General features: G+C 65.3%; 14 protein-coding genes, 1 tRNA gene and 1 pseudogene. 12 read left to right on the top strand and 4 right to left on the bottom strand.

Features of this window, described 5'->3' with window-relative positions:
• A pseudogene (locus Q8M82_RS18705) lies at positions 1-310 on the top strand (hypothetical protein); the annotation flags it as partial.
• 4 nt (positions 311-314) lie between these two features.
• On the opposite strand, the gene Q8M82_RS18700 reads toward Q8M82_RS18705, so the two are convergent.
• On the bottom strand, positions 315-1,397 hold the full coding sequence (locus tag Q8M82_RS18700; protein WP_305692803.1) for a ligase-associated DNA damage response exonuclease: 1,083 nt from the start codon (positions 1,395-1,397) through the stop codon (positions 315-317).
• Between the two features lie 23 nt (positions 1,398-1,420).
• On the opposite strand from Q8M82_RS18700, the gene Q8M82_RS18695 reads away from it, so the two are divergent.
• Both Q8M82_RS18695 and Q8M82_RS18690 read left to right on the top strand, forming a co-directional pair.
• Complete coding sequence (locus tag Q8M82_RS18695; protein ID WP_305692802.1) at positions 1,421-2,440, top strand: class I SAM-dependent DNA methyltransferase; 1,020 nt, start codon at positions 1,421-1,423, stop codon at positions 2,438-2,440.
• Positions 2,441-2,468: 28 nt separating this feature from the next.
• On the top strand, positions 2,469-2,867 hold the full coding sequence (locus tag Q8M82_RS18690; protein WP_305692801.1) for a response regulator: 399 nt from the start codon (positions 2,469-2,471) through the stop codon (positions 2,865-2,867).
• 15 nt (positions 2,868-2,882) lie between these two features.
• On the opposite strand, the gene Q8M82_RS18685 is transcribed toward Q8M82_RS18690, so the two are convergent.
• Positions 2,883-3,914 (bottom strand): PAS domain-containing protein, encoded by a 1,032-nt coding sequence (locus Q8M82_RS18685; RefSeq protein ID WP_305692800.1) that lies wholly within the window; start codon positions 3,912-3,914, stop codon positions 2,883-2,885.
• 164 nt (positions 3,915-4,078) lie between these two features.
• On the opposite strand from Q8M82_RS18685, the gene Q8M82_RS18680 reads away from it, so the two are divergent.
• From Q8M82_RS18680 to Q8M82_RS18660, 5 genes are all read left to right on the top strand, one after another.
• Positions 4,079-6,577, top strand: coding sequence for a ligase-associated DNA damage response DEXH box helicase (locus tag Q8M82_RS18680; RefSeq protein ID WP_305692799.1), 2,499 nt, complete (start codon positions 4,079-4,081; stop codon positions 6,575-6,577).
• 8 nt (positions 6,578-6,585) lie between these two features.
• Positions 6,586-7,284: a ligase-associated DNA damage response endonuclease PdeM gene (gene pdeM, locus Q8M82_RS18675; RefSeq protein WP_305692804.1), complete on the top strand. Its 699-nt coding sequence runs from the start codon at positions 6,586-6,588 to the stop codon at positions 7,282-7,284.
• A 165-nt stretch (positions 7,285-7,449) separates the two neighbouring features.
• Positions 7,450-7,524: transfer RNA gene (locus Q8M82_RS18670), tRNA-Thr, on the top strand.
• Positions 7,525-7,542: 18 nt separating this feature from the next.
• Positions 7,543-9,249 carry a DUF6538 domain-containing protein gene (locus tag Q8M82_RS18665; RefSeq protein WP_305692798.1) on the top strand — a complete coding sequence of 569 codons (1,707 nt, stop codon included), beginning with the start codon at positions 7,543-7,545 and terminating at the stop codon, positions 9,247-9,249.
• A 290-nt stretch (positions 9,250-9,539) separates the two neighbouring features.
• Positions 9,540-10,637 carry a GGDEF domain-containing protein gene (locus Q8M82_RS18660; RefSeq protein WP_305692797.1) on the top strand — a complete coding sequence of 366 codons (1,098 nt, stop codon included), beginning with the start codon at positions 9,540-9,542 and terminating at the stop codon, positions 10,635-10,637.
• A 93-nt stretch (positions 10,638-10,730) separates the two neighbouring features.
• Here the strand turns inward: Q8M82_RS18660 and Q8M82_RS18655 are convergent, their stop codons facing one another.
• Positions 10,731-11,726, bottom strand: a complete 996-nt coding sequence (locus Q8M82_RS18655; RefSeq protein WP_305692796.1) for a hypothetical protein — start codon at positions 11,724-11,726, stop codon at positions 10,731-10,733.
• A 145-nt stretch (positions 11,727-11,871) separates the two neighbouring features.
• Complete coding sequence (locus Q8M82_RS18650) at positions 11,872-12,177, bottom strand: helix-turn-helix domain-containing protein (protein WP_305692795.1); 306 nt, start codon at positions 12,175-12,177, stop codon at positions 11,872-11,874.
• On the opposite strand from Q8M82_RS18650, the gene Q8M82_RS18645 reads away from it, so the two are divergent.
• The 4 genes from Q8M82_RS18645 (at position 12,172) to Q8M82_RS18630 (ending at position 15,685) form a co-directional block, all read left to right on the top strand.
• Complete coding sequence (locus tag Q8M82_RS18645; protein ID WP_305692794.1) at positions 12,172-12,942, top strand: 8-oxoguanine DNA glycosylase; 771 nt, start codon at positions 12,172-12,174, stop codon at positions 12,940-12,942. The two genes, Q8M82_RS18650 and Q8M82_RS18645, sit on opposite strands and share 6 nt — an antisense overlap.
• Positions 12,943-13,357: 415 nt before the next feature.
• Positions 13,358-14,473: a carbohydrate kinase family protein gene (locus tag Q8M82_RS18640; protein ID WP_305692793.1), complete on the top strand. Its 1,116-nt coding sequence runs from the start codon at positions 13,358-13,360 to the stop codon at positions 14,471-14,473.
• A complete protein-coding gene (locus Q8M82_RS18635) occupies positions 14,470-15,075 on the top strand; it encodes a 7-cyano-7-deazaguanine synthase (protein WP_305692792.1) in 606 nt (201 codons plus the stop codon). Before Q8M82_RS18640 ends, Q8M82_RS18635 begins: the two co-directional genes overlap by 4 nt.
• 73 nt (positions 15,076-15,148) lie before the next feature.
• Positions 15,149-15,685: a hypothetical protein gene (locus Q8M82_RS18630; RefSeq protein WP_305692791.1), complete on the top strand. Its 537-nt coding sequence runs from the start codon at positions 15,149-15,151 to the stop codon at positions 15,683-15,685.
• Positions 15,686-17,385: the final 1,700 nt, after the last annotated feature.

Here is a 17,385-nt window from a genome sequence, read left to right as displayed (position 1 = left end):
GAAGCAGGCCGGTGTCAGCCTCGCTCTGCTCGATCCGCAGTACTTCCCCGGCATCCGCGAGCCGGCACGCTACCAGACCTATGTCGAGGCCATCGCCGAGGTCGCCAGGAGCGAGAACGTGCCCGTCTTCTCGCGCTACCGGACAATGCTGGGATGGCACGAGGCCGATGCCCAGGCCTTCCGGGCCGCGCTCTCGGCCGACAGCTTCCACATGAGCGATGCGGGCTATGACTGCCTCGCGCGCGACATGGCGGCTGGGCTGGTCACGCTGACCACGAGCGGGCGCCCCATCGTCGCGCAGACGCGCTAGCGCTTCAGACCGGCGCGGCATCAGCACCCTCCGCCATGAGTCCGCCCTCCACCTCGCCCTCATCGCCATAGCCGACCAGATGCAGCGGCTTGGCGCGCAGGCCGACGCTCATGCACCAGTGGACGAGCGCGTCCGCCTCGCCATGGGTGACCCAGATCTCGCCCGCACCCGTTTCACGGATGGTGGCCTGGAGGTCGTCCCAATCGGCATGGTCGGAGACGATCAGCGGCAGTTCGACGCCTTTCTGGCGGGCGCGGGCGCGGATCCGCATCCAGCCCGAGGCGAAGCTCGTGACGGGATCAGGAAACTTTCGGGCCCAGAGGTCCTGGATCGCGCTCGGCGGGCAGATCACGATCTCGCCGCCCAGGGTCTTGCGCTCGGCCGCGACGACCTTGCGGACCTCGCCGAGTTGCGCGTCCTCGGACAGGTAGAACTCGGTGAGCTTTTCCATCGCACCATGGAGATAGAGCGGGCGGTCGTAGCCGGCCTCGCGGATCAGGGCCATGACGCGTTGCGCCTTCCCCAGCGAATAGGCGCCGACGATATGCGTTCGTTCTGGAAAGAGCCGGACCGATTCGAGCAGCTTGGCGACCTCGGCATGGGCAGGCGGGTGGCGGAAGACCGGCAATCCGAAGGTTGCCTCGGTGATGAAGATGTCGCAGGGCACGGGCTCGAAGCCGGCGCAGGTCGGGTCGCGCTCGCGCTTGTAGTCGCCGGAGGCGACGATGCGCAGGCCACCCGATTCGACGACGATCTGCGCGGATCCGAGCACATGCCCGGCCGGCACGAAGGTGAAGTCCACCTCGCCGATGCGCGTCGTCTCGCCGGGCACGGCCTCCTGCCGCTGGGCCGTGAAGCCCTCGCCATAGCGCAGCGCCATGATCGCGAGCGTCTCGCGCGTGGCCAGCACGGCGCCATGGCCGGCGCGGGCATGGTCGGAATGGCCATGCGTTATCAGCGCCCGCGCCACCGGCCGCACCGGGTCGATGTAGATGTCGGCCGGGGGGCACCACAGGCCGGCTGGCGTCGGAATCAGCAGATCGGAAGGGCGCATCGTCCCGGGCACGTTGCGTCTGGCCAGTGTCATCCTCCTCAGATAGACCCGCGCGCATGATCGAAAAGGCCTCGACCGCGCATTCCGCCAGTTCCGGCGATCCGACGCTGGACCGCCGCTATGGCTGGGCCGAGGCCGCCTTCAAGGAGAGAGACGCGCAGGCTTGCGTCGAGATCCTCGACCAGACGCTGGCGCAGGCCTACCACTTCACCGCCGCCTGGCATCTCTACGGTCTCGCGCAGGAGGCGCTGGGCCATAAGGAAGAGGCCGCGACGGCGTGGCGGCAATGCCTGACGCTCGACCCCAACGATCATTTCGGCGCGCGGCTGGACCTCGCGCGGATCGGTGCGATGGCGGCAGAGGATGCGACCTCCGAGAACTTCTCCGGCACGCTTTTCGACGGCTATGCCGACCGGTTCGACAGCCATCTGACGCAGGCGCTCCACTACAATGCTCCGGAACAGATCAAGGCCACCTTGGCGCGGTTCTGTGAGAACGCCGGCCGCGCCTTCCGGTTCGACACCGTGTTCGACCTCGGCTGCGGCACCGGGCTGATGGGCGAGGCGATCCGCGACGAGGCCGCCTTCCTCGCCGGCTGCGACGTCTCGCCGCGGATGATCGAACGGGCACGGGCCAAGACGACGGCCCGGGGCGGGCCGCTGTACGACAAACTCGCCGTGGCGGGCCTGACGGCTTTTCTCGCCAGCCGGTCCGACGCCAGCGCCGATCTGCTGCTGGCGGCCGACGTTTTCGTCTATCTCGGCGATTTGCGGCCGGCCTTCGCGCAGGCCGCGCGGGTGCTGACCCGCGACGGTCTCCTGGTTTTCACGGTGCAGAGCCATGACGGCGAGGGCGTCGTCGTCGGTCAGGATCGGCGGTTCGCGCATGCGGAGGCGTGGCTGCGCCAGAGGCTGGATGAAGCGGGCCTCGCGATCATCGCGCTCGACCCCGTCAGTACGCGTCAGGACCGTGGCGAAGCGGTTGCCGGATTTCTCGCGACAGTTCGGCGGGCCGCTCCTGTTCCGCTGCGACCAAGCAAGGCGGAGGGGAACAATTCTCCCGCTCAGGGGATATAGAGACGCCCGCGGAGCCCAACTGCAGACCATGCCCACCAAAGTACTGATCGTTGAGGACGAGGTCCTGATCGCCATGGAAACCGAGGCGATCGTCGAGGATCTCGGTCATCACCCCGTCGGCATCGCCGCGACCTCACGGGAGGCGCTCGCGCTCGCCGCGGCCGAGATACCGGATGTCGCGCTGGTGGACGTCAATCTGGCGGACGGGCCGACCGGCCCAGAGGTCGGTGCCAAGCTCGCCGATCTCGGCGTCGCCGTGGTGTTCATCACAGCCAATCCGCGCATGTTGCAGAGACGGATCGAAAACGCGATCGGCGTGTTCGACAAGCCTGTGGCCGATCGCGACCTCGCCGAGCTTCTCGAATACGTCACCAGTCGCGCGGCCGGGCGTCCCGCCGCGCCGCCGAGTCGGCTCAAACTGTTCTGAGGACCAAAAAGCGCTTCAGGACGACGCGTCCTGATCGCGTGCCAGCCGGGCCGAAGCGACGACGACCTCCACGACGAGCCCTTCCCGCCTCCAGTCGCGCATCAGCCGCCCGCCGAGTTGCCGCCCGACGCTCATTTCCGCCAACTTGGTGCCGAAACCCGTCCGGCCCGGCTCGCCCACCACCTCCGGGCCGCCCGTTTCCGTCCAGCGCAGCACGAACTCGTCGCCTTCCTGACGGATGGCGATGTCGACGCGACCGCTTTCGACGGAGAGTGCGCCGTATTTGACGGCGTTGGTGGCGAGTTCGTGGAACAGCAGTGCGATCGGCGTCGCGCCGCGATCGTCCACCGCGGCATCTTCACCGGTGACCGTCAATCGGCCCTCGCTGACCGCCGGATAGGGCGAGAACAGATTGTCCAGCAGGCCCCTCATCGTGGTGCGGCCGATGACCGGCTGCGACGCCTCGCTGTGGGGACGCACGAATTCATGGGCCCGCGCCAGCGCCGAGACGCGCTCGCGAAACTGGACGGCGAAGTCCCCGGCTTCCGGGTACTCGCGGGCCGAAAGCGCGATCAGGCTGCCGACGACCGAGAAGATGTTCTTGATGCGGTGGCTGAGCTCGTGACTCAGCAGTTCATTGGCTTCGGCCGCGAGCTTCGCTTCATGGATGTCCGTGCAGGTGCCGACCCAGCGAACGATCCGGCCCTCCGCATCCTTCACCGGTTGGGCGCGACCCATCGTCCAGCGATACTGCCCGGAATTGTGCCGGAGGCGGTACTCGACCTCATAGACCTCTCCCGTCGCAAGAGAATGGCGCCAGCGGCGCCAGGCTTCCGGCTGGTCCTCCTCATGGAACAGCCCGGCCCAGCCCTCACCGTCGGTCGAACCCCTCTGCACGCCGGTGAACTCGTACCAGCGTTCGTTATAGTAGTCGTGGAAGCCGTCCGGCCGCGTCGACCAGACCATCTGGGGCATCACATCGGTCAGGATCTTGAAGGTCGCTTCGGTGACCGGCAGCCCGGCTTCGTAGAGTTTGGTCTCGGGCAACGGCAGAACCTCGGGCTCCCGGTCGGAGCAGATAGCGGCTCAAACGCCGGGGGAGCGGTTTTGTTGCACAAGCCCCCCGCTCCTGCCAGCACCCTTCATCCAAGGCGGACGACGAGGGACATTCTCCTTTCGTTCCGGCTCCGGCCATCCTATCTCTGTCGTGCATGGTCACGCCCTCCCCGCTCCCTTCCGCTTTCACGGGCTGGTTCACCAGCCGCGGCTGGAGCGCGCGGCCGCATCAGCTCGCCTTGCTGGAAGAGGCCCGCGCCGGACGCTCGACGCTGCTTGTGGCGCCCACGGGAGCTGGCAAGACGCTCGCCGGCTTCCTGCCCTCGCTGGTCGAACTCTCGCAGCGCCAGGCCGTGCCCGAAGCCAAGCGCGAGGGGCTGCACACCCTCTATATCTCGCCGCTGAAGGCTCTCGCCGTCGACATCGCCCGCAATCTCGAGGCGCCGATCCGCGAGATGGGGCTGGCCGTCACGGTCGAAACCCGCACCGGCGACACCTCCGCCGCCAAGCGCACGCGCCAGCTTCGGGCACCGCCCGACATCCTGCTGACCACGCCCGAACAGCTCGCTCTGCTGGTCTCGCATCGCGACGCGGCGCCCTTCTTCGCCAGCCTGCGCCGGATCGTGCTGGATGAGCTTCATGCGCTGGTGACCTCCAAGCGCGGCGACCTGCTCTCGCTCGACCTCGCGCGGCTGCGCAGCCTCGCCCCGCAGGTCAGCGCGGTCGGCCTTTCGGCGACGGTGCGCGAGCCGGCCGATCTGCAGCGTTTCCTCGGCGGCAGCGACACGCCGGCCGGTTTGGTGACCGTGAAGGGCGGGGCAGCAGCCCGCATCGGCATCCTGCAGACGCCGACACGCCTGCCGATGGCGGGCCACACCACCGGCCATGCGATGGGGGCGATCTACGAAGCCATCAAGGCGCACAAGCTGACGCTGGTCTTCGTCAACACGCGCATGCAGGCGGAGTTCGCCTTCCAGGCGCTGTGGACGATCAACGACGACAACCTGCCGATCGCGCTGCATCACGGCTCGCTCGACGCCACGCAGCGCCGCAAGGTCGAGGCCGCGATGGCCGATGGCCGGCTCAAGGCGGTGGTCTGCACCGCGACGCTCGATCTCGGCATCGACTGGGGCGATGTCGATCTCGTCGTCAATCTCGGCGCGCCCAAGGGCGCGAGCCGGCTGATGCAGCGGATCGGCCGCTCCAACCACCGCATGGACGAGCCCTCGCAAGCCCTGCTCGTGCCCTCCAACCGCTTCGAACTGCTGGAATGCCGGGCTGCGCTCGATGCCGTGGCCGAGGCCGCCCAGGACACGGCGGATGCCCGGATCGGCGCGCTCGACGTGCTGGCCCAGCACGTCCTCGGCGTCGCCTGCTCGGACGGGTTCGATTCTGACGCGCTTTACCGGGAGGTCTGCACCGCCTCACCCTATGCCGGCCTGGAGCGGGCGGATTTCGACGCCGTCGTCCATTTCGTCGCCACGGGCGGCTACGCTCTGAAGAGCTATGAGCGTTTTGCCAAGCTGCGGCAGGACAAGGCCGGGCATTGGCGCGCCACCAACGCCAGGATCATCCAGCAATACCGCATGAATGTCGGCACGATCGTCGAATCGACGATGCTCAAGGTCCGGCTCGGACGGGCGCGCGCCGGCAAGCCCGGCCAGCCATCGCAGGTGACGCGCGGCGGTCGCTTGCTTGGCGAGGTCGAGGAGTATTTCGCCGAGACGCTGACACCGGGCGACACCTTCATCTTCGCCGGCGAGGTGCTGCGCTTCGAGGGCATCACCGGCAACGAGGCGGTCTGCTCGCGCGCCGCGCCGGGCACCGACCCGAAGATCCCCTCCTATGCCGGCGGCAAGTTCCCGCTCTCGACCTTTCTCGCCGCGCGCGTGCGGGCGATGCTCGCCGACCCCGGGGAATGGGACAGCCTGCCCGAGGAGGTTTCCTCCTGGCTGCATGCGCAGCGGCTGAAATCGCGCCTGCCCAAGCCCGGCGAGCTCCTGGTCGAGACTTTCCCGCGCGGCGGGCGCTTCTATCTCGTCGCCTACCCATTCGAGGGGCGCCTCGCCCACCAGACGCTCGGCATGCTGCTGACGCGCCGGCTGGAGCGCGCGCGGATGCGCCCGCTCGGCTTCGTCTGCAATGATTACGGCATGGCCTGCTGGGGGCTCGGCGACATGTCCGCAGCCATCGCGCGGGGCGCTCTCAGTCTCGACGAGCTGTTCTCGCAGGACATGCTCGGCGACGATCTCGAGGAATGGTTGGCGGAATCGGCGCTGATGAAGCGCACCTTCCGGCAATGCGCGGTGATCGCAGGCCTGATCGAGCGGCGCTTTCCGGGCCAGGAAAAAAACGGCCGCCAGGTCACCATGTCGACCGACCTCGTCTACGACGTGCTGCGGCGGCACGAGCCGGAGCACGTGCTGCTCAAGGCCGCACGTGCGGATGCCGCGACGGGCTTGCTCGACATCAAGCGCCTGGGCCAGATGCTGACACGGATCAGCGGGCGAATCGTGCATCAGCCGCTCGATCATGTCTCGCCGCTCGGCGTCTCGGTGATGCTCGAGATCGGGCGCGAGGCGGTCTATGGCGAGGCGGCGGACGAGATCCTGGCGGAGGCGGAAGCGATGCTGATCGAGGAGGCGATGGCGTGAACGCCGCGATGGCAGGCGACGGCGCCGCGACGGAAGCGGCCTTCCTGCTCGGGCGGCTCGTGGTCGTGCCCGACCGTTCCGGCGCGCTCTGGCTCCCGGAGGAGCGCACGCTCGTCGTCGCCGACCTGCACCTGGAAAAAGGCTCCTCCTATGCAAGGCGCGGCGTCTTCCTGCCGCCCTATGACTCCGCGGCGACGCTGGCTTCACTTGCGGCCGCCGTCACCCGCCATGCGCCGGCCCGCATCATCGCGCTCGGCGACAGCTTCCATGACCGCGACGCCGGCGAGCGCTTCGGCGGGGCCGAGCGCGCCACGCTTGCGGCCCTCCAGGCCGGCCGCGACTGGATCTGGGTGACCGGCAACCACGATCCGCAGATCGGCGGCGGGCTCGGCGGCGAGGTCGTCGCCAGCCTTTCGCTCGCCGGCGTCACGCTGCGGCACGAGCCGGACGCAGCCGAGGCCGGCTTCGAAATCGCCGGCCATCTCCACCCGGCGGCGAAGCTGCGCCTGCGCGGGCGAGCGCTCCGGCGGCGCTGCTTCGCGCTCTCGGCCCGGCGCTGCGTGCTGCCGGCGATGGGCGCCTATGCAGGCGGGCTGAACCTGCGCGACGAAGCCTTCCGCCCGCTGCTCGGCACCGGCTTCAGCGCCCATCTCCTGGGCGACGCCCGCCTCTTCCGCATCGACCCGCGGCTGCTGCTGCCAGATTGAACGCGGGCGAGACGGCACCGCAGACGCGGCCCCGAGCCATCGCGTTCGTGCCGCGACGATGTGGGTTGCGTCCACCCGGCGCTTGTGGCATCAGGACGCCGCTTCGGAACGACGCCCGCCCTGCCCTCGCCCTGGCGACCGCAGAGCAACCTGGCCGACGATCCTGCTGCGGTAGCTCAGTGGTAGAGCACACCATTGGTAATGGTGAGGTCGAGAGTTCAATCCTCTCCCGCAGCACCAGATGCAAGCCCTTGAAACATGACGATTCCCTTGTATCTCAAGGGTTTGGAAACCGCTCGGTGGTACACACGGGTGGTACACATGGTTCTTGGCATGTCGCGTCCAACGAAACACAAAAAGACCGGCGTCTACTACCTGCGTAAGCGGGTGCCGCTCCATCTCGTGGAGATAGTCGGCGCGAGCGTCGTGAAGCGGTCGCTGGGCACGAAGGATCCCGCGGAGGCGAAGATCGCGCACCGCGCCGCGGAGACGTCGCTCCTGGAGCTTTGGGCAGGTCTGGCCAAGGGCGCTCAATACCTGGACGACGAGCAGGTCGAGGCCCTTGCGGGCGAGATCTACAACGACGAGCTCGGCAGGTTCGGCAAGGTTCGCAGTTTCGCGGCGGCAAACGTGCATTGGTGGCACGTCGCAAGGAACGCTGAGGTCGTCGACGGGACCGCCGTTCCCGCACCCTCGGAAGATCGGCGCGAATACGTCCTGACATTCGCGAACGTCTACATCGACCGCAAGCTCGCAGCCAAGAACCTCGCCGTGGACTCGGACACGCGTCGACGGCTTCAGTTCGCCGTCCACCGCGCGTTGAAGCAGGCGGCAACCCTCTACTGCCGTCAGATGGACGGGGACTGGAGGCCGGACCTGGACGCCGAGCGCTTCCCGGGGTTCAAAGACCCTGCCGCGCCCGTCGGCCCGGCCACCAAGGCCGCCAAAAGCGACGCTGGTCTGGACGTCGACGATTTCTGGACGATGACCTCGGTCGGCTACTCGGCGGGAACCTTGAAGCGTTGGAGGCCTATCCTCGACCGCCTGGTCGCGTCTGCGGGAATCAGGGACATGGTGAGTATTACGCCGTCGCATGTGGAGGCCTGGCGAGACCACACCCTCGCCGGTGGGTCGGTGTCGCCACGCTCGTTCAAGCGCAACGACCTCGCCGCGATCAAGACCCTGTTCGGCGTAGCCGTAACGCTCAAGGAGCTTGCAAAGAACCCCGCTTCGGAGGTGACCGTCGGGCAAGCTAGGAAGGCTGCAGCGCGCAGCATGCGGGGCTTCCATGACGAGGAAGCGGAGAAGATCCTGCAAGCCTCGCTCGCCCCGGCGCCGAAGCGCGTTTCCGCACACCTCGCGGCGGCGCGTCGTTGGGTGCCTTGGATCTGCGCCTATACAGGGGCCCGGGTGAACGAGATCACGCAGACCCGAGCTTGCGACATCAAACGGGTCGATGGCGTCTGGTGCATCCACATCACGCCGGAGGCCGGCACGCAGAAGTCGCGCCTCAAGCGTAACGTGCCGCTGCACGAACATTTGCTCGCGCAAGGGCTGGTGGAATTCGCCAAGGCCAAGGGTGGCGACCGCCGACTGTTCGCAGCTGAAAAGGACGGGGGCCTGACCCGTGCGGCCGAAATCACCGGCGGCAAGCTTGCGACCTGGGTCAGGTCGCTTGGTGTCAAGGATCTCGATGTCTTCCCAAATCATGGGTGGCGGCACAAGTTCAAGACCGACGCGCGGCCTCTCATGCAGGAAATGTACATCGACGCGATCCAGGGACATGCCCCCAACACGGAAAGCAGGAAGTACGGCGCTTTCCCTGCGCGGCAGCTGGTCGCGGAGATCGCAAAGATGCCGCGCCAGAAAGTGGAGGCCCCGGCCGTAAGCGTTGGTCCGTTACGACCAGCCACCCTGCACCGCAAAGCCAAGCCGCCGGACAGGTCGAAAGATTTGTCGACCTAGTTGTCGTTTCCAAGAATGTTGTTCCGTCTTGTCCAAGGCGGGTTCCGCTGAGGGATGAGTGCGGGCGGCTGAGGTTGTGCCGGTTTGCCGTCGGGCCGATGCGTTGCGCTCGTCCGAGTTTGCATAGAACCTGGCGTCTCCGAACGAGTCCTGCACCAGCGAACGCGACCAGCGACCCACGTCCGCGGAAGAGCCGAGGCGACAACCTCTACCGCTGATCCCTCGCATTTGAACGAAATTGCAACGCGATCGTAACGCGCCGATGGCATCGGTTGCCGGTGGAGACGCCGATGCTGAGCCGCAACCGCACGCCTGACCTTCCTGCCTCGATCGAGATCGAGATCGTCTCTAGCCTCTATGGCGCCCTACCCCAGATCCTGTGCATCGCCGCAGGTCTGGTCGCCGGGTCGGCTATTATGGCGGTCCGAACCGGCGACCTTGTCCTGTGGATGATCCTCGCCGCCGCCGTCGTGACGAGCTTGGCGCGCATCGTTGGCATCCTCGCCTTCCATAGGCGTCGCACGAAGGCCCTGACGCTTGCGCAGGCACATCGGTGGGAGGACGCATACGCTTGGACAGCATTCGCCTTCACGGGCGTGATCGCCGCGCTCACGGTCCGCATCTTCCAGGCAGGGCACGTCGACGGCTACATCCTGGCTGTGGGCCTGACGATGGCGCTGACCGCGGGGTCATCGGCACGGACGATGCGCTTTTGGATCTGCGCCACCCTCTCGACGGCCGCACTCGGCACGCTGGTAGTCTGCATGCTGCTAACGGGCGACCTGCTGCTGCAATCGATGGCGCTGCTGCTCGCCCTGTATCTCTACAGCGTCTACGAATCATCGGGACATATCGTCCAGCAGATCGAAGCAGTGCTGGTCGCCGAGCGGGAGCTCGACATCGCGGCGCGGCTGGATCCCCTAACCGGGCTCGCCAACCGGCGCGCTTTCGACGAGACGCTCGCCGGGCTGACCACGGGTTCGCCATTCGCGCTGCTCATGCTCGACCTGGACGGCTTCAAGGCCGTCAACGATCGCCTCGGCCACGCTGCCGGCGACGATCTCCTGCGGCAGGTGGCCAGGCGCTTCTCCGAAGTCATACAGGAGGGCGACACCCTAGCGCGTCTCGGCGGCGACGAGTTCGCCATCATTCTACCTGGCGCCGACGCCAGCGCAGCGAAGGCGATCGCAGACCGTTCCGTGGCTGCCGTCGCGAAACCCTTTGTCGTGTTCGGCTCGCCGGCCCATGTCGGGACTTCGGTTGGTATCAAGGCCGTGAGCAAGGGAAAGCCCGAGGACTTGGATGCGATCAAGGGCGCGGCGGATGAGGCGCTATACGCGGCCAAGCGGTCCGGGAAGGGCCGTGCCGCGCTCTCGAAAGCTGCTTAGCCGACACGCCAAACGGAGACTTACCCGAGAGGATACGGAATTCCTCGCAGATGAGGCCGATCCTCTGGACTTTTTGGTATCCTGCCGACTTTCCTAGTCAGTTTCCGGCTGGAACGCTGAGCTCGACCCGGAGGCGTCCAAGGCCTCGAGCAGCGTTGCATGTATGCCGGCGAGGACTTTGGTCGCTTCCCCGTCCGCCGAGAAAGCCTCGTATCGCCCGTCCGTCCGGAAGCGTCGGAAGGCGTTCTGCATGCCTACCGCCACGCCGTAGTTGGCACGCCTTATCTTCCATTCGAAATCCTGGAGCGAAGCGGCGGCGTCGGTCAACGCGGCATAGGCCGGTAGATACTGAGCTCCGTGCCTCCCGAATGCGAAGCGAAGCCAGCTCAGGCCGTCCACCACGTCGGCACCGGCGAGAAAATACAGCGGCGTCATCAGGGGATCGAGGCCTCCGAAGACATGGATGGGCTTCGTAACCCCGCGCTCGTCCATGAGAGCTCGCAGGCGCCCAATGAAGACCAGTCGCTCCATGAAGGAAGAGCCAGCCTCCTTCTCGGTCACTCCGACAAGGTCGAAGCCGTCGAGTTCGCCGATGTGATCCCGCAGGGATTCGATCGTCAAGATCTCTTCGGCCCTCGGCTTCAACAGGAAGGCGTTGCCTGCCCTCCCGTCCCTTGCCTCCAAGGCGGCATTGATCTGCTCTCCGACCGAGAGCCACGTCCTGTCATAGCTGACCGCAATGACCGACGCCTTGCTTCGGAGCCCGGTCAACGTCTCGGCATACATCTCTGCCGACCAAGGGAGCGCGGCATGCTCCGTCAGCCCGCCCTTCCTCCTGCTCTCCTCATCGACGAGCGTCTCGTATCCGCCGCTGTCGACGATGATCAACGGCACGTCCAACAGGTCGAGATCGACGTCGTGATGGACGATGTCATAGGCGCTGATGAGAACGGGGCTTACGATGAAGTTTGCGGTCCTACGAAGCGTCGTGTCGACCGAGGTCCTGGGTAGGGCCTTGCTGGAAAACGAAGGTACGACGAGCGGACCGTCGACGATGACCTTGCCCCTTACGGATATCGGAAGCGGCATTCGCATCATTCAACGAGCCATCGCATCCACTCGAGAAGCCGCGGGCCGGCACAGCCCGGGTGATTCGCCGACTGTCGCAATCGATTGTGGAGTACGGGAGCGCTTCTGAAAAGCGAATGCCGGGACCTACTGCAACTCTAAAATCCTATGCGTTTTCCTGCATAAGCTTGCGGAGCGCCAAGAGCGCATCCCGGAGCGCCGGGGAGACCTTCGCCAGGGCGAGCAGGTCGGCGATTTCGTCGACGTCAGCAGCGCCCTTGCTGCCGAGAGCGCTATCCAAACGCTTCTGATGCTTCGATACTTTAGCGATCAGTCCATTTTTTAGCCGAGAAACGGTCGACTGATGGACTCCCAACAGCGTGGCGATCTCGGCATCGGATCGGCCGCTGGCCGTGATAGCTGCAATCAGCCGAGTCTGGGCCAAGGACTTGTGCATTTCCTTTAAATGCATGAATATGCATTCCTGTGCAAGGAACTTGAGATCATGCAGGCGGTCTGGGCCGGATATGGAGATTCGGCGCGTCTGATCGCCTTGCCCGACAGCGGGGAAGAGGCTGTGCGCGGTGTCCCGTGGGGCACACCGGACTTGCTCGGCACGCCAGCTTACTGGGCCGTGCGTTGCCAATGGAGCCAGGAGTCGATGCCCACCTTCTCCTGCGGTGGAAGCACGCTCGTCGAGGAGGTCGGCTTCTGTCTGCTAGGCGGCTACAGCGTGACGTTCGAGGCCAACATGGCCGCGTACCTTTGGTTGAGGGACCATGGCGTATTCGACCTGCAGGTCGAGGTCAGCGTCGAAGACATACTCCGGCTGCTATCCCAACCCCTGATCGTCCGGGGACGGCCACGCCGGTACCGTTTCCCCAACCAAAGGGCGCAAAGGATTTGGGCGATGCGCCACAGGATGGAAACCTGGCCGCCCGACACCTCATCGGCGCGTACCCTGCGGGACGATCTGATGACGTTCGACGGGATCGGCCCCAAGACAGCCTCGTGGATCGTGCGCAACCATCTCGACAGCGACGAGGTTGCGATCATTGACGTGCACGTTCTGCGGGCGTGTCAGCAGTTGAGGCTATTCCCCGAGGAAATATCGCTACCCCGCGACTACGCGACGTTGGAAGAGCGATTCCTAGATTTCGCTAAGGCGATTAACGTGCGATCCTCGCTGCTCGACGCCGTCATGTGGGCCGAGACTCGCGCCGCCGTGTCGCGATGACGTCGGTTAGGGCGTCGGGCCGGCGAAGCTAGGAGGTTTGTGCGAATGGGCGGATCGGACCCGAAACCCACGAAGGCGGCACCGGTGGGCGGCATAGCGACCGGTCAGGACTGTCCGTCCAGAATTTCGACCGTCGTGATGGGCCCGGCCCCGGGAATCGCGAAAGGCACGTGGCTCGGCGTCCAGCTCGATCAGACGGGGGGGCAACCGCGCGTCGTGCTAGTCGACGAGGTCACGAACACGACGGTGGGATCCGTCGGCGGCGTTCCAAACCTCAACGTCCTGATACGCTGCCTCTCAGACGGCGTGTCGTACCAAGCCTATGTCGACCGAGTGGACGGGGGTCGAGTCGACGTCACCGTGATCCTGAGCTAGCGCCTTGCTGATAGCCGGTGGGGTGTACGTCGAGACTTGCGTGACGCCAGAACGGATCGCCCTTTTCGGGTCCGGCGGCAGGGCCGTCATGGCGTTGGTCGGGCTCGTCGACGACCTGATGCTCCACACCTTCCATCCGATGTCCTTGCGAGAGGACGTCACGGCCAACTTCGAAAGGGAGGGCGTACGGGTCGTGGTGCACGACGCCCCTTACAGATTCGGCTTCGAATATCTCCATCCGCTATCGCGTCCGCGGATCACGCCCCTCCCGGGCCAGGTTGCCGTCATCGCGGTCGAAGCCGACGACGTTCTTCGTTTTGGCTGCCTCGAAGGCGAATTCCGGGTGACCGCTGCTCAAGCCGTCTATGACCCCCAATCGGGCGCAAGACCCGTGCCCTTCGGTGACAATGGTTCGACAGCGGGAAGGCTGGCTCTGGTCATGAACGCGAACGAACTGCGCCGCCTGTCCGGGCGGGACGATTTAGGTAACGCAGCCACGGCCACCATGAGGAACGAAGGGGCGGCCGCGATCGTGGTCAAGGACGGCGCCGCAGGTGCTTACGTGTTCGACGACGCTGGTTCGTCTTGCCACATCCCTGCTTACCCGACCGACAATGTCTACAAGATCGGTTCGGGCGACGTGTTCTCGGCGGCGTTCGCCCATTCCTGGATGCTCGGCGGTTCGTCGGCTGCGGAAGCCGCCGATCGTGCCTCGCGTCGCGCAGCCCAATACGTCGAGACGCCCGTCCTTCCGCTCCCGCGCGAGACACGTTTGCGGGCGCCAGCCCCACCCGACGCTGGGGGTCGGAGAGTGTGGATGGCTCGTCCCATCGAGGGAACGTCTCGACGATGGCTTTACGAGGAGGCCGCGCGCGGGCTTCGGGATCTGGGCGCGACGCTGGTCGCCGGAGTTACCGGTGTTGATCGGTATCGAGTGGGGACGGGCGCGGCGGAGGTCTCGCACGACGTTGCCCTGGTACTCGCCGGCGACGAGATCGCTACGAGACGCGAGGTTTCCGCGGCGCTCGCATATGGCCGGCCGGTCGTTGCCTTCGCGGATGATCCGATAGTGCTCGACGTCGTGCGCGAGCTCGGGGCGATCGGCGTCGACGACCTGTGCTCCGCACTGTATCGCACGCAATGGATGCCGTTATGAGGGTATTGCTGTTGACCGGCGGTTTGGACTCGACGGCCCTGGCTTGGATGCTTCGTCCGGAACTGGCATTGTTCGTCGATTACGGGCAACTGCCGGCGAAAGGCGAGGAGCGCGCCGCGCGCGCCGTCGCCGATGCGGTCGGGATCGAATTGCAGATCCGTCGGGTCGACATGGCCCAATTCGGACACGGGTCGATGTCGCCCACAGGCCTTCCTGTGTCCACATCTTCGAGGGCACCGGAGTTTTGGCCGTACCGGAACCAGATGCTGGTCACCTTAGCGGCGATGGCGTTGGCGGCGAGCCCGTTGACGGAGATCGTCATCGGGACTGTGGCGGGCGACGACGCACATCCCGATGGGACCCTGGATTTCGTGAACGCCCTCGACAGGCTGATACGCCTTCAAGCCGGGGTGCATGTCGTCGCGCCGGCGATAGGACTGTCGACGCTTGATCTGGTTCGGGAATCAGCGGTGCCGCGGTCCGTGCTCGGGTGGACATTCTCATGCCATACCGGCGAGTGGGCTTGCGGATCGTGCCGGGGATGCAACAAGCATCGGCAGGTGATCGAATGCCTCGCGGCCGACGAGGGCGCCGTTCCGTAGAGGGCCTGGACGGAAGACGCCGCGAGTGAAGCGCGAAGTCTGACGCCGTGCCGCAAATTAGCCAAGGATCGCGATGAACCATACAAGCGCTGTCAATGAACAGGCCGAGGCGTCGTCGTCGGGGACCGCCGAAATCCCGAAGCTCGATCTGCAGTCTCCTGACAAAGGGCTGGACCACGCATGGCGTTACTTCGCGCTGCATGCCCAACAGCGAATGTCCGTCTTCAACTTCTTCGTGGTTTTGTCAGGCGTCATGGCGACGGGAATCGGCGCGGGTCTGCAAGCTGGAAAGTCCATGGCGCCGGCGGTCGCCATGCTGGGTGCCCTCCTTTCGGCTTTCTCGCTCGTCTTCCATCGACTGGATCAACGCGGATCCGAGTTGGTCAAATTTGGCGAGAGCGCGCTGGCCGCCGGTGAGGCGGCGTGTATGCCGCCATTTGCCCGCGTCTTGCTCAATGAGTCCGAGCACCGTAAGGCGCCGGCAGACGTTGGAGGCGTCGCGCCGGAGACATGGACGTTCGGGCGATCCTTCCGGACGATATTCGCGGTCATGGGTGGCATCGGAACGATCGCGTGCGGGTTTTCCCTCTGGCGCTGGGCATACTGGTAGATCCAACGAACGGGCCTGTCGCCGGCGATCGCGCCGCCGACAGCCAAGGGGGGGTCGCGCGTTGACGGCCGGCGGCAAAAGCGGGACGAAATCTGAAGGCAGTCGGACGCTCCCTGCTCGTGGCCAAGACGTTGCATGGACAAGGTGATCTCGGTGGCCACGCGCGTCCCGATGCGATATCTGACAATTTCAGATTGGGGACGTCACGTTATGGCGGCCATCCATTCGGCGACGATACCTGTCCAAGCGTCCCGTTCACATGCCGGAGGCTCCCCCGGAGCCGCGGCGTTTCGTGCGGCCGCAAGTGGCGAGCGTCAAGATCGTCCGCGGCAAGCCCCAGCGTTTCGCGCTCTATTGCCGATGAACGAACGGATACACCTGCTAGTCCAAAATGAAACGGTGGAAGGCCGTGGCCTCTGCCCTATCGTGCACGTCAGCGAACTTGAACTTCTCGGCGCGGGGTATCGCGGCGTAGATCGCCGTCTTCTTGAGGGGAGCACGGCCAAGTAGCGATCCCGTGTTGAATCGTGCCTCGCGCGGACGGTCTGCGGGCAACTCACCTGTCGTCAAGCGGGCTCAGATATCCAGCCCGTTCAACATTGGGTCGCACATGCGCATAGCTCTTCGTCCCGACACTCTTCGACAGATAAAAGCAGCGGACTACGCAGGAGCTTTTGGCAGGGCCATCGTCATCGGTGACGACGGCTTTGATCTCCCGAATGCGATTTGCGAGACGTGCAGGAAGGACGTGTACCTAGCGGGGGAGCGCTCCCTGCGCAGTACCCACTTCAAACATTTTCCGGGAGCTGATTGCCCCAGCAGTTCGGAGGTGGACAAGCCGTATCTTGCCTTGACACCGGTCAATGGCGACCCGGCTGCGGGCCAAAGACTCAGAGCGTCCTTCCGCGCGAATTGGCAGCGCCACTATCGAATTCTGTCCGACCTTGTCCCGTTTTTGGCCCCAGAGGAATTCATACACCTACTGCAGGAGGCCACGCGGTTGAGAACTTGGGAGTATCGATCGTTTCCCGAGGAACGAATCCCATACGCGTTGATATTGACCGCTGACTTCCCTAATTGGACAAGTCGAAAGTACCGTGGGAACCCGATGCGGGAATTGTGGCTTCGGTTCTGGTATGGAACCGAGGTAGGCGCCGTCGAGGATCTATGGATCCGGCAGGTCGATAAAATTCGGCTTCTAAGGGCTTCTTACCCGTCGCCTTCCAGCAAGCGCGGGCGGCCACAACCCGACCAGCTTCTCAAGTTGACGCCTATCTCCGTCGATCTGGACTTCCTGACGTCGCCAGGGTTTCGTCCTTTGCGACAATGGAAAATTGACACCGTCGAGCGCTGGTTCGCGAGCCGGAAGAACCTCTTCTGACACTAAATCCAAACTCGCCAGCAGGGCCTCGATTTGATCGATATCATCGAGCGATCGCTGCCAAACGACCGGGTACCGCCCAAGCGCGAGCCCCGTGCCGATGCGTCTCATGGATCGGCTTTGCGGAGCCTTTGCCAAAATCACCTGGTACACGTTTACGCCGGCAGGGCCTACCATGTGTCAGGCGACACGACAAACTGCCCCCCTGACGCCATGAGGAACTGACCCCTCTGGAGAGGAGGTCGGCATGGAAGAGCAAGAGGTTCAGAGTTCGCCGCGGTTGGGTTTGCCGCGGAGGGACGAGATGAAGACGCCGGAC

Origin of the sequence: Allobosea sp. (genome assembly GCF_030694325.1) — a bacterium.
Classification (GTDB): Bacteria; Pseudomonadota; Alphaproteobacteria; order Rhizobiales; family Beijerinckiaceae; genus Allobosea.
Note: the sequence above shows the minus strand (reverse complement) of the source record. Positions and strands in the feature narration are given on the sequence as shown.

Coding starts and splice junctions, on each gene's coding strand:
- Q8M82_RS18650 (WP_305692795.1), bottom strand. CDS start 12,177: ATGCATTTAAAGGAAATGCACAAGTCCTTGGCCCAGACTCGGCTGATT.
- Q8M82_RS18660 (WP_305692797.1), top strand. CDS start 9,540: ATGCTGAGCCGCAACCGCACGCCTGACCTTCCTGCCTCGATCGAGATC.
- Q8M82_RS18695 (WP_305692802.1), top strand. CDS start 1,421: ATGATCGAAAAGGCCTCGACCGCGCATTCCGCCAGTTCCGGCGATCCG.
- pdeM (WP_305692804.1), top strand. CDS start 6,586: ATGGCAGGCGACGGCGCCGCGACGGAAGCGGCCTTCCTGCTCGGGCGG.
- Q8M82_RS18655 (WP_305692796.1), bottom strand. CDS start 11,726: ATGCCGCTTCCGATATCCGTAAGGGGCAAGGTCATCGTCGACGGTCCG.
- Q8M82_RS18665 (WP_305692798.1), top strand. CDS start 7,543: ATGACGATTCCCTTGTATCTCAAGGGTTTGGAAACCGCTCGGTGGTAC.
- Q8M82_RS18635 (WP_305692792.1), top strand. CDS start 14,470: ATGAGGGTATTGCTGTTGACCGGCGGTTTGGACTCGACGGCCCTGGCT.
- Q8M82_RS18645 (WP_305692794.1), top strand. CDS start 12,172: ATGCATGAATATGCATTCCTGTGCAAGGAACTTGAGATCATGCAGGCG.
- Q8M82_RS18630 (WP_305692791.1), top strand. CDS start 15,149: ATGAACCATACAAGCGCTGTCAATGAACAGGCCGAGGCGTCGTCGTCG.
- Q8M82_RS18700 (WP_305692803.1), bottom strand. CDS start 1,397: ATGACACTGGCCAGACGCAACGTGCCCGGGACGATGCGCCCTTCCGAT.
- Q8M82_RS18680 (WP_305692799.1), top strand. CDS start 4,079: ATGGTCACGCCCTCCCCGCTCCCTTCCGCTTTCACGGGCTGGTTCACC.
- Q8M82_RS18690 (WP_305692801.1), top strand. CDS start 2,469: ATGCCCACCAAAGTACTGATCGTTGAGGACGAGGTCCTGATCGCCATG.